This window comes from Winogradskyella algicola (assembly GCF_005869935.1).
Classification (GTDB): Bacteria; Bacteroidota; Bacteroidia; order Flavobacteriales; family Flavobacteriaceae; genus Winogradskyella; species Winogradskyella algicola.
This window is the reverse complement of record NZ_SZQF01000001.1, coordinates 684,529-699,508: the sequence shown is the minus strand read 5'-3', so window position 1 is coordinate 699,508 and position 14,980 is coordinate 684,529. Positions and strand designations below refer to the sequence as shown.

Sequence of the window (14,980 nt, the reverse complement as noted above, 5' to 3'; positions counted from 1 at the left end):
TATTATTTACTTATTACTTTTTTAACTCCTGAGAAAATCATTGCTAATGCCGCTACTATAATCAACACATAGAATGCTGTTAAACCAGCACCAACCATATGTGATTGACCTTCTGTTGCAATTCCTTCTTGTAGTTTGTATTTCATTGTGTCTCCGCCAGAAACCACATAAGAAATAATTAAGACAGCAGCAAATGCTCCTACTCCTATTAACGTGTTTTTTAGTCCAGACGTATTTGTGAAAAGATTTTTTATTACAAAAACCACCACAAATGCTAAAACTAAAATCAGGATGATGTAAGCGATGTAAGCCATAGGGTCTACAAGACCGGCTTTTTCGCCTGTTTTAATTGCTTCGTCACCAGCAGCAATAATTCTAACTAGGGAAACAATCCCAGCCAGACTTAAAATTGCGGCAACTATTTTTAATATTTTATGTAACATAGTTTATATGATCTTTTATTTTTTGTGTCTTACTAATAAGTCCATCAATGTAATTGATGCGTCTTCCATGTCATTTACAATACTATCTATCTTAGCGATGATGTAGTTGTAAAATATTTGAAGAATGATAGCCACAATAAGACCAAATACTGTTGTTAAAAGTGCTACTTTAATACCACCTGCTACTAATGATGGCTGCATGTCACCTGCTGCTTCAATCTTATCAAAGGCCTGAATCATACCGATTACCGTACCCATGAAACCAAGCATTGGTGCTAATGCGATAAATAAAGAAATCCAAGACACATTCTTTTCTAACTGACCCATCTGTACACCACCATAAGCCACTACAGCTTTTTCAGCAGCATCGATATCTTCGTCAGCTCTATCTAAACCTTGATAGAAAATTGAGGCAACTGGTCCTTTTGTGTTTCTACAAACTTCTTTAGCAGCTTCTATACCACCAGATGCAAGAGCATCCTCTACATTTTGAGTTAATTTTTTAGTGTTTGTAGTTGAAAGGTTTAAAAAGATAATTCTCTCAATAGCGATAGCTAAACCAAGAATTAAACATAATAGTACAATACCCATAAAACCTGGGCCACCTTCAATAAAACGCTTTTTTAATTCTTGATGGAAACTCAAATTTTCGCCTGCTGTTTCATCAGCATCTTGAGTTACTGTAGTGATAGTTGCTGTTGTAGTTGCTAATGTTGTTGCATTGGCATTAACAGTTCCGATAGCCATTAAACATGTTATGGCAAGAATAGAAAATAATCTTTTCATTGTTCTTAATCTTAATTTTATTAGTTAAAGTGTTAAAGATAAAAAAAATAATGTAACAATCGCCTAAAATCTATGCAGAGAGGAAGGGATTCGAACCCTCGATACCCTTTTGGAGTATACACACTTTCCAGGCGTGCGCCTTCGACCACTCGGCCACCTCTCTATAAATTTTACCAAAAAATTACGGTGTGCCAAATAACGAAAAAAACTTCAAACACTAAAATTTGTATCGTTAATTTTAAGTCATTTCGCCACGTAGCGATATTTCATATGTTTTTTTGAATTCAGAGTGTGGTATATTCTCTCCCAAAAGGTACATTAATTTGGTAATGGCAGCCTCTGTAGTCATATCTTTGCCAGAAATTACTCCTATAGTCTTTAATGAAGAGCTTGTTTCATATTGCCCCATATTAACACTTCCGCCTGCACATTGTGATACATTAATAATATGAAGCCCTCGGGATATTGCATTTTTTAATAATTCTACAAACCAATCTTCGGTTGTTGCATTGCCTGCTCCATAAGTTTCTAGGATTAAACCTTCAAGTGTTTTGCAGTTTAATATCGTCTCAATTAAAGCCTTTGAAATACCTGGAAACAACTTTAAAATACCAACATTTGTGTTCATTTTTGTTCGAACAATTAATTGGTCTGTTGATTTCGCACTCAACAAATACTCCTTATTAATGTTAAGGTGTACCCCAGATTCTGCTAGATTAGGATAATTAAAAGACTCAAAAGCTTCAAAATGTTCTGCATTTATCTTGGTTGTTCTATTACCTCTGTATAATTTGTATTCAAAATAAAGTCCTACTTCTTTAATAACAGGTAAACCATCTTTTTGTAATGATGCCATTTGAATAGAGGTAATTAAATTTTCCTTAGCATCAGTTCTTAAGTCACCTATTGGTAATTGCGATCCTGTAAAAATCACTGGCTTTGACAAATTCTCTAACATAAAACTCAGAGCTGAAGCAGAATAACTCATGGTGTCACTACCATGTAAAACCACGAAACCGTCAAACGATTGATAATTAACTTCAATAATTTGAGCAATATCTGCCCAATACTTAGGATTCATGTTAGAAGAGTCTATCGGCTCTTCAAAAGAAATGGTTTCGATATTACAATCTAATAGGCGAATCTCAGGAATACGTGTTAAGATGCTATCAAAATCAAATGCTCGTAAAGCTCCTGTATCGGCATCTTTTATCATACCAATTGTTCCACCTGTATATATTAATAGGATATTAGGCTTTTGCATATTATATACCAAATACGTGTTTTGAGTTTTCGGTTGTAATTTTAGCGACATCTGCGATGCTGATTCCGTAAAGTTCGGATAATTTTTCTAATACCTTAATAATATATAAACTTTCATTTCGCTTGCCACGATATGGTTTTGGAGCCAGATAAGGCGAATCTGTTTCTAACACAATGTGTTTTAAATCGATTTGATTAATAAATTGATCTATTTTACCATTCTTAAAGGTCACTACTCCACCAATTCCCAACTTCATATTATAAGATATGGCTTGTTGTGCTTGATTTAGCGTACCTGTAAAACAGTGAAAAATCCCAAAAAGGTCATCTGATTTTTCTTGTTCTAAAACTTCAAAAATCTCATCAAATGCTTCTCTACAGTGAATTACAATTGGCAACTTATATTTTTTTGCCAGATTAATTTGATATTTGAATGCTTCAATCTGTATATCTAATGTTGATTTGTCCCAATATAAGTCAATTCCTATTTCACCTACAGCATAGAATTTCCTTTGAGACAACATGTCCTCAACATGTGCCAATTCTTCCTTATAATTTTCTTTTACATGAGTAGGATGCAAACCCATCATTAAAAAAACGTTCTCAGGAAAATAGTTTTCGAGCTGAAGCATTGCTTCGGTATAAGCAGAGTCTATTGCAGGGATAAAAAAACGTGAAATATTAGCATCCAGAGCACGCTGGATCATAGCTTTTCTATCCTCATCAAAAGCTTCACTATATAAATGTGTATGCGTATCTGTAATAATCATTTGCCAAAAATAATCGTTTAGAATATTATATTTACACAAATTTTTAAAATGGAAACGTTAAAAGACTTTCTAGAAGGCAAAGGTTACTCTAAGATAAAACTCAAATTGACTAAGACCAATCACTTTGAAATAAAGGCTACTGTAAATGGAGTTAAAGGGCGTTTTATTTTAGACACTGGTGCTTCAAGTAGCTGCGTAGGTTTTGAAGCCATAGAAAGATTTAACCTTAGAGTAAAAGATTCCGAAATTAAAGCTGTTGGAGCTGGTGCTTCTAATATGACTACTCAAATTTCTAATTCTAACAACTTAAAAATTGGTAAATGGAAAAAAAACAGAGTCGCTTTGATTCTTTTTAATCTTTCACATGTAAACAACGGTCTAATTAATCATAATGCAGATCCTGTAGATGGTATCATTGGTGCAGATATTTTAAAAAAGGGAAAGGCCATTATCGATTATGACAAAAAATACCTCTATTTAAAACTTAAAGAAATTTCTTAACCCGTAGATTCTTGTTATATTTAACTATTCTAGTTGATTAATAGTCTTATGAGCCCTACCATCATTATAGCAGATGACCATCCTTTGGTACTAAAAGGTCTTCAAGATTTTTTACACGAGAAAGAATATAACGTTCTTGCCAGTGCAAAAAATGGTAAAGAAGCTTTGTCATTAATAAAAGCTCATGTGCCGGATATTGCAATTCTAGATATTAAAATGCCTTTCTTTAATGGTTTACAGATTGCAGAAAAGTGTCAAAAGGCAAACCTTAAAACAAAAATAGTCCTTATTACTTTTGAAAAAGAAGAAAAAATATATAGCGCAGCCAAATCTTTTGGTGTTTACGGTTATGTATTAAAAGAGTTTGCACTAGACGAAATAGAAAATTGCATTGCTTCGGTAATTAAAGACAAGTCTTATTTTAGCCCTGAACTTTTAGATTATATAGAAGTTGATGAATCTCCTAAGGAACTAAGACTTTTAACAAAAACCGAAACCAAAATCGTTGGTCTTATAGCACAGAATAAAACTGGTGTTGAAATTGCAGATTTACTTTTTGTATCAGCAAGAACTATAGAAAAGCACAAGAGCAATATCATTAAAAAATTAAAATTACCTAGCAAACAGAACAGTCTTCTTATTTGGGCAAAAGAAAATTCTGATTATCTCTAAAATTTTTCAAAAAATACGTAAAGTTACGTATAGTATTGCATTAAAATTATTCGGAATTTTACACTGTTATTAATTAAGGGTTAATAACGAGCTATTAATTAGTTCTTAGGGGATTATTTGAGCCTTGGAGTCTTCCAAGGCTCTTTTTTTTATAAAAAAACTCAAAAAATACGTAAAGTTACGTATAGTATTGCATTAAAATTATTCGGAATTTTACAAAGCTATTAATCAATGCCTCAGATTATATTCTCAAAAAGCTCTGGGCCGAACTTAAAGTTCAGAGCTTTTTTAAAAAATGAAACATCATGGAAACAATGAAAGACAATACGACAAGAAGGGATAAAATTTTTATGGTTCTATTAATTGTAAGTTCTGTTATCGTTATCTCAGCGAATATAGCTGTTAATTTTTTTAATTAATTTTAGTTAGTTACTCTTTGTTAGTTAGGAGTAAAAAAAGCGCAATTAGTAATTAATTGCGCTTTTTTAATATCTAAATTAGAAAAAATCTACATTTCTAAAGCTTTCTTTGGATCATTATCCATTAATAATTCTGTAGGATTTTCTAATGCTTCTTTAACAGCTACTAGGAATCCAACAGATTCTTTTCCATCAATAATTCTATGATCATAGGATAAGGCCACGTACATGATAGGTCTAATTTCAACCTTTCCATCTATTGCTACAGGACGCTCTACAATGTTGTGCATTCCTAATATACCACTTTGTGGAGGGTTGATAATTGGAGTAGATAGCATACTACCAAATACACCACCGTTAGAAATTGTGAATGTGCCACCTGTCATTTCATCAATAGTAATCTGACCATCTCTGGCTCTTAATGCCAAGCGTTTTACTTCAGACTCTACACCTCTAAAGGTTAAGTTTTCAGCATTTCTAATTACTGGCACCATTAAACCTTTTGGTCCAGAAACAGCAATGCTTATGTCGCAGAAATCATAAGAAATCATTTCTTTACCATCAATCATGGAGTTTACAGCAGGATACATTTTTAGTGCTCTCACTACAGCTAAAGTAAAGAAACTCATAAAGCCTAAACCTACTCCATGCTTAGCCTTAAAGTCTTCCTTGTATTGCTTACGCAAATCAAAAATTGGAGACATATCAACCTCGTTAAATGTGGTTAACATAGCAGTAGTATTTTTAGCCTCTACTAAACGCTCAGCGACTTTTCGACGTAACATAGACATTTTGCTACGAGATGTTCCTCTATTCCCACCTGTTGGTGTACCCATAGATGGCACGGCATTTACAGCATCATCTTTAGTAATACGACCATCTCTACCAGTTCCTTTTACAGAGCCAGCATCAATTCCCTTTTCGTCTAAAATCTTTTTAGCTGCAGGACTTGGTGTACCAGAGGCATATGTTTCTTTTGCAGGATTTGGAGCTTTTTCACCAGATTTTTCTGTATCAGCTTGCTCTTTCGCCAACTTCTCTTCAACATTGTCATCATTTCCGCCTTCGTCTCCACCTTTGTATGTTGTTGTTGCATCTGCCTTAGGTTCTGCGCTAGTGTCAATTAAGCAAACTACTTGCCCAACGGCAACAGCATCACCTTCTTCAGCTTTTAAAGTAATTGTACCACTAGCTTCAGCAGGCAACTCTAATGTTGCTTTATCACTGTCAACCTCTGCAATAGCTTGGTCTTTTTCTACATAATCTCCATCTTCTACTAACCACTCTGCAATTTCTACCTCAGTAATTGATTCGCCTGGCGAAGGCACTTTCATTTCTAAAATCATGCGTTTATTGTATTTAACCTTGTTTTGGTTTAATTATTCTTACTTTCTTATTTGGTTATTTTTTTTCTTATCGAAAACGTAATCGATAACTTCTTGATGCCTTATTTTTGAACGCACAGAACTACCTGCGGCTGGAGCTCCATACGGTCTTCTACTAGCAGCTCTCCAAGTTCTTGCTTCATCTAAATGCATCATCATATGGCTGTAAGCGCCCATGTTACGTGGTTCTTCTTGAGCCCAAACTATATCTTCTGCATTTTTATATTTACCTAAAATACTTTTAATTTCATCTATTGGTAATGGAAACAATTGCTCTATCCTCACTAAAGCAACATCTTCTCTTCCTAATTTTTCTTGTGCTTCTAAAAGATCGTAATAGAATTTACCTGTTACAAAAACTAATGTTTTAATCTTATCAGCTTTGGCACTTGTATCATCTATTACGGTTTGAAAACTTCCGTTTGCAAATTCTTCTACAGTAGAAATTACCTTAGGATGACGTAATAAACTTTTTGGTGTAAACACAATTAATGGCTTTCTGTAATTAGCCTTCATTTGCTTACGCAACAAATGAAACATATTAGCAGGCGTTGTACAATCTGCTACAAACATATTGTCTTTTGCACAAAGTTGTAAGTAACGTTCCATACGACCCGAAGAGTGCTCTGCACCTTGACCTTCGTAACCGTGTGGCAATAACATTACTAATCCGTTAGACGTTTTCCACTTATCTTCACCAGAAGAAATATATTGGTCTAACATAATTTGAGCTCCATTACTAAAGTCACCAAATTGTGCTTCCCAGATTGTTAAGGTGTTAGGACTTGCCATAGCATAGCCATAATCAAAACCTACAACGCCATATTCTGACAATAATGAATTATAGATATTGAATTGCCCTTGGTTTTCAGACACATTTTTTAGTAAAATAATCTCTTCTTCGCTGTCCTCTACTTTTACAACAGCATGCCTATGAGAAAAGGTACCACGCTCTACATCTTGACCAGAAATTCTAACATTAAAGCCTTCAGCTAATAATGAACCATAAGCCAAATGTTCTGCCATTGCCCAATCTAATCTATCTTCATCAAACATAGTTTGACGCGATTCTACCAAACGTTGAATCTTTCTGATAAACTTTTTATCCTCAGGCAAATTAGAAATAACTTTAGTAATATCAGAAAGCAGTTCTTTAGAAACCTTTGTATCAATTGGTTTCATCATTTCGCTTTCATCCACACGTTCAAAATCTTTCCATTGCTCGTGCATGAAGGGTGAAATTACAGTTTTCTCTATTTTACGAGAGTCTTCTAGTTTTTCCTCTAATCTATCTTTGTATTCTTTCTCAATTTTTGAAACATAATCTTTATCAATTATGCCTTCTGAAATCAAGCGCTGTGCATAAATATCTCTTGGATTCTTATGCTTAGCAATTGCTTTGTATAATAGTGGTTGTGTAAATTTAGGTTCGTCCCCTTCGTTATGACCATATTTTCTATACCCTAGTAAGTCTATAAAAACATCGCGCTTAAATTTCATTCTAAAATGAAGTGCAAATAGTGTTGCATGCACTACAGACTCAGCATCATCTGCATTGACGTGAAGTACAGGAGACAACGTTACTTTACCAACATCGGTACAATACGTACTAGAACGGCCATCTAAATAGTTTGTAGTAAAACCAATTTGGTTGTTAACTACAATATGTACAGTTCCGTTAGTTTTATAACCATCTAACTGTGCCATTTGCACGACTTCATACACTATACCTTGACCAGCTATTGCTGCATCACCGTGTACCACAATCGGTAAAACTTGTGAGGCATCTTCAATTTCTGGCTTGTCTTGTTTTGCTCTAGATATACCTTCTACAACTGCGCCTACAGTTTCGAGGTGAGAAGGATTTGGAGCTATACTTAAATTTATTTTTTTACCTGAGTCGGTTTCACGATCGCTTGTCCAACCTAAATGATACTTCACATCACCATCAAAAACCTGTTCTTCATAATCTTTACCATCAAACTCACTGAAAATGTCCTTTGCAGACTTGCCAAAAATATTTGTAAGTGTACTTAAACGACCGCGATGTGCCATACCCATCACAAACTCTTTAACACCATACTCTGCCGCCGTTTCTATCATAGCGTCTAAAGCAGGAATAAGAGATTCGTTACCTTCTAAAGAAAATCTTTTTTGACCGACATATTTGGTATGCAAGAAGTTTTCAAAAGAAACGGCTTCATTTAATTTTCTTAGAATATTTTTCTTTTGATCTGGAGAAAACTGAGGATGATTATCATTAATATTCAGTTTCTCTTGTATCCACTGAATTTCCTCTGGTTTTCTTATATACATATATTCTACACCTATAGAATCGCAATATATACGCTCTAGGTGGTCAATAATATTTTGTAAGGTAGAAGTGCCAATACCAATGATTTCGCCTGCTGAGAAAACAGTATTTAAATCACTTTTAGAAAGCCCGAAATTTTCAATTTCTAAAGTTGGTGCATATTTTCTTCTAGCTCTTACAGGATTGGTTTTTGTAAACAAATGTCCTCTGTTTCGATAACCATCTATAAGTTTTACAACCTGAAACTCTTTTTGAAGCTGTTCAGGGATTTGAGCAGAAACACCTTCTACTATTTCGCCATCCATCCCATAATTTTCAGACCCGAAATCATAGCCTTGAAAAAAGGCTCGCCAACTCGGTTCTATGGCATCTGGATTTTTAAGGTATTGGTCGTATAAATCAGCAAAGTATGCTGTATGTGCTGCGTTGAGAAAGGAATATTTATCCATTATTTTTACGAGACGTTGTCGTTTCAACAAAATTTCTTCAAAAATACAACTTTTAGTAGATAAACTATCGGTTTTATTATATTTATAACAAATAAGGATTAAAGAATTATTGAGATGATAAAATTTAGATTAAAGACTGCCAAAAAAATGATTTTAAGTAGTGTTATTTTATATTTTTTTGTGATTTTCTCAAATGCACAAAGTATTAGTAATGATGATGGTTTTTGGCAAAACGTTCAATTTGGAGGTGGTGTAGGCTTAAACTTTGGTGATGGTTTTTTTAGCGCAGCTATAGCTCCTAATGCTCTTTATAATTTCAATCCTTATGTAGCTACTGGTGTAGGACTCAATTTTCAATACAGCTCGCAACGTGATGTTTTTAAATCTACAGTCGTTGGAGGCAGTGTTATCGGCTTGTTTAATCCTTATAGAGAATTACAACTATCGACTGAGTTTGAACAGCTTTATGTAAACCGCGATTTTGACGAGCAGTCTTTGAGCAATGTGGATGATAACTATTGGTATCCAGCGCTTTTTCTAGGCATTGGTTACCGAAATGGAAACATCACTTTTGGTATACGATACGACGTCCTATATGATGAAGACAAGAGCATACAAAACCAAGCATGGATGCCTTTTGTGAGGTTTTGGTTTTAAAAGCTCAAGCCCTTCCTAAATCCTTCCCAAAGAGAAGGACTTCGAAAATTGAACATTTAGAATAAAAATATCCTGAATAAAAGAGAGGACATAAATTGAATATAGCAACCAAAAAATTGCTTTTTTATTGGGCAACAAGTTTTATTCTTGCTACTATTTTCTATTATATTTTGTGGATGATAATGCCCAGGCATAACGTGTTTGCTGCACTATTCAGAATGTTTTTATACCATTGGGAATATCCCATTTCATTTATAGCTATACCGTGTTTTTTCTATGGAATCCTGGCAACAATATTTGCTAAAACATTTTTAAGTCAAACCATTGCCAAGCAAATTCTACTAACCCTTGTAATAATAACGCTAACAATTTTTCTGAGTTCTCCATTTGGCGGTATGTTATGGCATTATTATGACATGAAAGCCGGTTATTTCCCTTCAAATTGGATTTTGAAAATGATAAAAAATGGCTTTGTACAAGGCCTTGAAATTGGCTGGCTTATAATTTTACTGTCTGTCCCTTACAATATATTAGGTGCTATTACTTGTTATTTTTTAACAAAAAAAGGAAGTGAATTATTTAGCTCACAATAGGATTTCATTCCCATTGAAAAAGCTTTAAACAGCCTCTATTTGTATTTTTCTTTATACCACACCTTTTGCCACTCTCGTTGTAGTATTAGAAAAGTAATATCCTCTGATAATTTAACAACATCTTCACCATCTAGCAATCTTACTTTCTTTTCTGCAACATCAACTTGATAAAGCAAATTAAGATAGTCTGAGAATTTATGTTGTATAAGTTGAAAAACAGTGTCTTGCAGCACCAACTTTAGGCTTGTGGGCAAAGTATCTTCATTAAATTCTAAATCTATATTTGCAAAAAGCAAATCTTTATTAAGCTGAATTATTAACTGTTTATATAGTTTTAATTTGTTTGCCTCAACAATTAAATCTTCAAAATTTACAGGCAATGCCATTACACACGTCTATTCATTAATTGCTCCCCAAACAATAGGAGTAATTGTTTTTTGTCATTAGAAATATTTAATTTCTCTAAAACACTAAACGCTTTTTTGGTATAATCCTTAACAGCTGATTGCGTGGCATCTGCCGCACCAGAAGCATTAAAAAGCAGCTTTACTTTCTCAACTTTTTCTGAATCAGATAATGCTATATTAGTCATTAAGTCTAGTAAGTTAGATTTTTCTGCCTCACTACCTAATTCTTGGGTTTTGAGATACAAATAGGTTTTCTTATGCTCTAAAATATCACCACCTACTTGCTTACCAAATGTTTCAGGATTACCAAAGGCGTCTAAGTAATCGTCTTGAAGTTGGAAAGCAACTCCGAGATAACGTCCAAAATCGTAAATTAAATTTTGATCTTCTTCTGAAGCTTCAGCAACAATAGCTCCCATTTTCATAGCAGCGCCTACTAAAACAGCAGTCTTATACTCAATCATTTTTAGATATTCTGGTATTGTGACGTCATTTCGGGTTTCAAAATCAATATCATATTGTTGACCTTCACAAACCTCTAAAGCCGTTTTACTAAATAATTTTGCCAGGGCTTGAAAAATTCTAGGCTCATAGTTTTCAAATAATTGATACGCTAAAATAAGCATGGCGTCACCAGAAAGAATCCCTGTGTTTATATCCCACTTTTCATGAACAGTTGCTTTTCCTCTACGCAATGGTGCATCATCCATAATATCATCGTGTATCAACGAGAAATTATGAAAAACTTCCACAGAAAGCGCCGCATTCATTGCCATTTCTGCCTTTCTACCAAAAATATCAGCAGTCATTAAAGTTAATACAGGTCGAAGACGCTTTCCACCTAACTTCAATATATAATTTACAGGTTCGTAAAGATTAACAGGTTCTCTATTTATAGCAAAATCCTCTAAATACTTCGTAAAGGACTTTTGATAAGCTTCAATGTTTTGCATAAGACAAAAATAAGGCTTTCATCATATTTAAAACTAAGGTTAACAATGTTAAATAATTATTAAAACTTAGGAAACTTTTTTTGTTTTTAAAGTTTCCATAGGTATTTTTGCCCTCTAATTTAATGAGATAGTCCGTTTGTACGGAGCATATATATGAGACAAAGAATAATTGATAAAGCCACTGAACTATTTCTTACACTAGGGTTTAAAAGTGTTACCATGGATGATATTGCTAATGAATTAGGCATATCTAAGAAAACGATTTACGTTCATTTTCCTAACAAAACAAAGCTGGTAGAATCTACGACATTACACATGTTTGAAACTATATCTTGTGGTATTGACCATATCTGTTCGTTTAAAAAAAATCCAATAGAAGAGATTTACCAGATAAAAGCTTTTGTAATGGATCATCTTAAGGACGAAAAATCTTCGCCACAGTATCAACTACAAAAATATTATCCAAAAATTTATTCTACTCTTAAAGCAAAACAGTTCGAGGTTATGCAAGACTGTGTAATTGAAAACTTGAACAGAGGTATAGAACTAGGCTTATATAGAAGTAATATAGATGTGAAGTTTATATCAAGAATCTATTTTAATTGTATGATGACCCTTAAAGATCAAATGGTATTTCCACTTAAAGACTTTTCTATGAAAACACTTATGGATTACTATTTAGAATATCACCTAAGAGGCATTTGTACACCAAAAGGGTTAGAAAAGCTAACCGAACTATTAGAAATCAATCAAAATCAACAATAACCAATGAAAAAAACGATTTTAAATTTAATTGTAATATCTGTAGTATCGTTGGGCTATTCTCAAGAGCAACCTACTAGCTTTTCGTTACAAGAAGCTATAGATTATGCATTAGAAAATAACCGACAAGCCAAAAATGCGGTGAGAGATATCGACGCGGCTAAACAGCAAAAATGGGAAACTACAGCAAGTGGTTTACCTCAGCTTAATGCAACAGTAAACTATCAGAATTTTTTAAAACAGCAGGTTTCACTTTTACCTAACGAATTTTTTGATCCTTTCAGCCAAATTAGAAACCTTGATGAGTATTACAGTGAATTATCTTCACCTACTGGTATTCCAGAAATCCAATCTGGCTTCACAGAGGTCATATTCGGAACGAAACAAAATGTAAATGCGACAGCTACTTTAAGTCAATTAATTTTTGATGGATCGTATTTGGTAGGGCTTCAATCCGCAAAAGTGTTTTTAGAAATTTCTAAGAACGCAAAAGATAAAACTGACCTAGAAGTAAGGAAAGGAGTTATCAATGCCTATGGTAATGTGCTTCTGTCTGAAGAAAGTGTTATTATATATGAAAAAAATATTGCTGTACTTCAGAAAAATTTAGATGAAACTACTAAAATTTATGAAAATGGTCTTGAAGAAGAAGAAAGTGTAGAGCAATTACAAATTACGCTTTCTAATCTTGAAAGTAGTCTAAACAATGCCAAGCGTCTTAGAGGGATTGCTTATCAAATGTTTAATATTACTTTAGGTATAGACTATAATACTGATGTTACACTAACTGAAGATCTCGAAGATTTAGCAGAAAAAAATATTTCTCTTGAAAGTTTAACACAAGAAAATGATGTTACCTCAACTGTAGACTACAAAATTGCTCAAAACGATAAGCGTTCAAAAGAACTCTTATTAAAGTTAGAAAAAAGTAAAGCTTTACCCCAACTCAGTGCATATATCAACGGAGGGTATCTTGGATTTGGAGATGATTTTTCCTTCTTGGAAAAAGAACAGGATTGGGCTGGTTTTTCATCTTTTGGTTTCAACCTTAACTTGCCAATATTTAGTTCTGGTGGAAGAAGTGCTGCTACTCAACGTGCAAAAATTAACTTAGAAAAATCTAAAGATGACCTCACAGAAACCGAGCAACGTCTAAAATTAGAAATTGAAACTGCAAGAAGTAATTACAAATTTGCTACTGAAGATTACAATAACAAAAAGCAAAATCTTGCTCTAGCAGAGCGTATTGAAAGAAAAAATCAAACCAAATTTTTTGAAGGCATTGGATCTAGCTTTGAGTTGAGACAAGCTCAGACACAGTTATACGCTGCTCAACAAGAATTATTGAAAGCAATGCTAGACGTAATTAATACAAAAGCTGAGCTAGAAACACTAACAAACCAAACAACCAACTTTTAAATCAATTAAAAAATGAAACATATAATTAAACTAACTCTAGTAACCGTTTTATTGGTCTCTTGCGGTGGAGGCGAAAAAACAAAATCTGTAGAAGATTTAATTGCTTCTGGTAATTTAGAGCAATTACGAACTAAAAAATCTGAACTAAGTGAACAACAAAAGCAAGTGGAATCTCAGATTAAGGCTATAGATGCAAAAATCAAAGAACTCAATCCGTTACTTAAAGTACCTTTAGTTACAACATTTAAGGCCAAGGAAGAAAAATTTGAACATTTTGTAGAACTTCAAGGTAATGTTAGCACCAAACAAAACATTATTATCTATCCAGAATATTCGGGTGTTTTAACTAAGGTTTACGTTAAAGAAGGTCAAAAAGTTAGTGCAGGACAAGCTTTAGCAAAAATAGATGATGGTGGCTTAGGGCAACAGTTGGCACAAATGCAAATTCAGGCTGATTTAGCAAAAACCACTTTTAATCGTCAAAAGCGTCTTTGGGACCAAAAAATAGGAAGCGAAATTCAATACCTTCAAGCTAAGTCTAATTACGAAGCACAGCAAAAAGCGATTAGCCAAATGCAACAACAAATCGGTAAAACTATCGTAAGAGCTCCTTTTTCTGGTACTATAGATGACGTTATTACAGAGCAAGGAACTGTTGTTGGCCCTGGCCAATCACAACTTTTTAGATTGGTAAACCTTAACTCTATGTACATTGAAACTGATGTACCAGAAAGTTATTTAACCAATGTTACTGAAGGTAAAACAGTAGAGGTAAATTTCCCAGTACTTAATAAGAATATGACTGCAACTGTGCGCCAAGCTGGTAATTTCATCAATCCTGCTAACCGTACTTTTAAAGTTGAAGTCGCCATACCAAATTCTGATAAAACCATAAAACCAAATCTTACCGCAAAACTTAAGATTAATGATTACACCAACGAAAAGGCAATTCTTATTCCTCAGAGTATTATTTCAGAAAATGCTGAAGGTGAGCAATATGTTTACACTGCAACTTCAAAGAATGACAGTATCGCAACTGTTAAACGTGTGATTATAAAAACCGGAAAAACCGAAGGAGACTTCATTGAAGTATTATCTGGTTTAGAAAATGGCGCAGAGCTTATAGACGAAGGTGCACGTAGTGTTAAGGACGGACAAGAAGTAAAAATTCTTGAAATAGAATAAAA

At 33.8% G+C, this 14,980-nt stretch carries 15 protein-coding genes and 1 tRNA gene; 7 read left to right on the top strand and 9 right to left on the bottom strand.

The genetic code is table 11. The features are described 5' to 3' along the window. Nucleotides 1-2 precede the first annotated feature (2 nt). The 5 genes from FC091_RS03010 to FC091_RS02990 form a co-directional block, all read right to left on the bottom strand. On the bottom strand, nt 3-443 hold the full coding sequence (locus tag FC091_RS03010) for a hypothetical protein (protein WP_138432793.1): 441 nt from the start codon (nt 441-443) through the stop codon (nt 3-5). A 15-nt stretch (nt 444-458) separates the two neighbouring features. Next, complete coding sequence (locus FC091_RS03005; RefSeq protein WP_138432792.1) at nt 459-1,229, bottom strand: MotA/TolQ/ExbB proton channel family protein; 771 nt, start codon at nt 1,227-1,229, stop codon at nt 459-461. A gap of 75 nt (nt 1,230-1,304) precedes the next feature. Beyond that, nucleotides 1,305-1,392 (bottom strand) — tRNA-Ser (locus tag FC091_RS03000). A 75-nt stretch (nt 1,393-1,467) separates the two neighbouring features. Beyond that, entirely contained in the window at nt 1,468-2,493 is a 1,026-nt protein-coding gene (locus FC091_RS02995) for an asparaginase (RefSeq protein WP_138432791.1), read from the bottom strand. Nucleotide 2,494: 1 nt separating this feature from the next. Next, nucleotides 2,495-3,262, bottom strand: coding sequence for a TatD family hydrolase (locus FC091_RS02990; protein ID WP_138432790.1), 768 nt, complete (start codon nt 3,260-3,262; stop codon nt 2,495-2,497). Between the two features lie 48 nt (nt 3,263-3,310). Between FC091_RS02990 and FC091_RS02985 the strand changes: the two genes are divergently transcribed. Then, nucleotides 3,311-3,763 (top strand): retropepsin-like aspartic protease family protein, encoded by a 453-nt coding sequence (locus FC091_RS02985; protein WP_138432789.1) that lies wholly within the window; start codon nt 3,311-3,313, stop codon nt 3,761-3,763. A gap of 48 nt (nt 3,764-3,811) precedes the next feature. Next, nucleotides 3,812-4,435 (top strand): DNA-binding response regulator, encoded by a 624-nt coding sequence (locus tag FC091_RS02980; protein WP_138432788.1) that lies wholly within the window; start codon nt 3,812-3,814, stop codon nt 4,433-4,435. A 508-nt stretch (nt 4,436-4,943) separates the two neighbouring features. Here FC091_RS02980 and odhB read toward each other — a convergent pair. Both odhB and FC091_RS02970 read right to left on the bottom strand, forming a co-directional pair. Further along, on the bottom strand, nt 4,944-6,200 hold the full coding sequence (gene odhB, locus FC091_RS02975) for a 2-oxoglutarate dehydrogenase complex dihydrolipoyllysine-residue succinyltransferase (protein WP_138432787.1): 1,257 nt from the start codon (nt 6,198-6,200) through the stop codon (nt 4,944-4,946). A gap of 39 nt (nt 6,201-6,239) precedes the next feature. Continuing rightward, nucleotides 6,240-9,002, bottom strand: a complete 2,763-nt coding sequence (locus tag FC091_RS02970) for a 2-oxoglutarate dehydrogenase E1 component (protein WP_138432786.1) — start codon at nt 9,000-9,002, stop codon at nt 6,240-6,242. 114 nt (nt 9,003-9,116) lie between these two features. Here FC091_RS02970 and FC091_RS02965 point away from each other — a divergent pair, with 114 nt between their 5' ends. Both FC091_RS02965 and FC091_RS02960 read left to right on the top strand, forming a co-directional pair. Beyond that, nucleotides 9,117-9,659, top strand: coding sequence for an alpha-ketoglutarate decarboxylase (locus FC091_RS02965; RefSeq protein WP_138432785.1), 543 nt, complete (start codon nt 9,117-9,119; stop codon nt 9,657-9,659). Nucleotides 9,660-9,754: 95 nt separating this feature from the next. After that, entirely contained in the window at nt 9,755-10,252 is a 498-nt protein-coding gene (locus tag FC091_RS02960; RefSeq protein ID WP_138432784.1) for a hypothetical protein, read from the top strand. Between the two features lie 35 nt (nt 10,253-10,287). Here FC091_RS02960 and FC091_RS02955 read toward each other — a convergent pair whose 3' ends face one another. After that, entirely contained in the window at nt 10,288-10,638 is a 351-nt protein-coding gene (locus FC091_RS02955) for a hypothetical protein (RefSeq protein ID WP_138432783.1), read from the bottom strand. Continuing rightward, on the bottom strand, nt 10,638-11,612 hold the full coding sequence (locus FC091_RS02950) for a polyprenyl synthetase family protein (RefSeq protein ID WP_138432782.1): 975 nt from the start codon (nt 11,610-11,612) through the stop codon (nt 10,638-10,640). The genes FC091_RS02955 and FC091_RS02950 overlap by 1 nt, the downstream gene beginning before the upstream one ends. A 153-nt stretch (nt 11,613-11,765) precedes the next feature. Between FC091_RS02950 and FC091_RS02945 the strand changes: the two genes are divergently transcribed. From FC091_RS02945 to FC091_RS02935, 3 genes are read left to right on the top strand one after another with little or no spacing between them, the layout of a single operon-like run. Next, the gene (locus tag FC091_RS02945) at nt 11,766-12,377 is read left to right on the top strand and encodes a TetR/AcrR family transcriptional regulator (protein WP_138432781.1); all 612 of its coding nucleotides are present in this window, start codon (nt 11,766-11,768) and stop codon (nt 12,375-12,377) included. A 3-nt stretch (nt 12,378-12,380) separates the two neighbouring features. Next, nucleotides 12,381-13,793 (top strand): TolC family protein, encoded by a 1,413-nt coding sequence (locus FC091_RS02940; protein WP_138432780.1) that lies wholly within the window; start codon nt 12,381-12,383, stop codon nt 13,791-13,793. Nucleotides 13,794-13,805: 12 nt separating this feature from the next. Then, nucleotides 13,806-14,978, top strand: a complete 1,173-nt coding sequence (locus FC091_RS02935; RefSeq protein WP_138432779.1) for an efflux RND transporter periplasmic adaptor subunit — start codon at nt 13,806-13,808, stop codon at nt 14,976-14,978. Nucleotides 14,979-14,980 lie beyond the last annotated feature (2 nt).

Bases quoted from the DNA above. Each gene is read 5' to 3' on its own strand.
- FC091_RS02985 (WP_138432789.1), top strand. From the start codon at position 3,311: ATGGAAACGTTAAAAGACTTTCTAGAAGGCAAAGGTTACTCTAAGATA.
- FC091_RS02990 (WP_138432790.1), bottom strand. From the start codon at position 3,262: ATGATTATTACAGATACGCATACACATTTATATAGTGAAGCTTTTGAT.
- FC091_RS02950 (WP_138432782.1), bottom strand. From the start codon at position 11,612: ATGCAAAACATTGAAGCTTATCAAAAGTCCTTTACGAAGTATTTAGAG.
- FC091_RS02935 (WP_138432779.1), top strand. From the start codon at position 13,806: ATGAAACATATAATTAAACTAACTCTAGTAACCGTTTTATTGGTCTCT.
- FC091_RS02940 (WP_138432780.1), top strand. From the start codon at position 12,381: ATGAAAAAAACGATTTTAAATTTAATTGTAATATCTGTAGTATCGTTG.
- odhB (WP_138432787.1), bottom strand. From the start codon at position 6,200: ATGATTTTAGAAATGAAAGTGCCTTCGCCAGGCGAATCAATTACTGAG.
- FC091_RS02980 (WP_138432788.1), top strand. From the start codon at position 3,812: ATGAGCCCTACCATCATTATAGCAGATGACCATCCTTTGGTACTAAAA.
- FC091_RS02965 (WP_138432785.1), top strand. From the start codon at position 9,117: ATGATAAAATTTAGATTAAAGACTGCCAAAAAAATGATTTTAAGTAGT.
- FC091_RS02945 (WP_138432781.1), top strand. From the start codon at position 11,766: ATGAGACAAAGAATAATTGATAAAGCCACTGAACTATTTCTTACACTA.
- FC091_RS03005 (WP_138432792.1), bottom strand. From the start codon at position 1,229: ATGAAAAGATTATTTTCTATTCTTGCCATAACATGTTTAATGGCTATC.
- FC091_RS02955 (WP_138432783.1), bottom strand. From the start codon at position 10,638: ATGGCATTGCCTGTAAATTTTGAAGATTTAATTGTTGAGGCAAACAAA.
- FC091_RS02995 (WP_138432791.1), bottom strand. From the start codon at position 2,493: ATGCAAAAGCCTAATATCCTATTAATATATACAGGTGGAACAATTGGT.
- FC091_RS03010 (WP_138432793.1), bottom strand. From the start codon at position 443: ATGTTACATAAAATATTAAAAATAGTTGCCGCAATTTTAAGTCTGGCT.
- FC091_RS02970 (WP_138432786.1), bottom strand. From the start codon at position 9,002: ATGGATAAATATTCCTTTCTCAACGCAGCACATACAGCATACTTTGCT.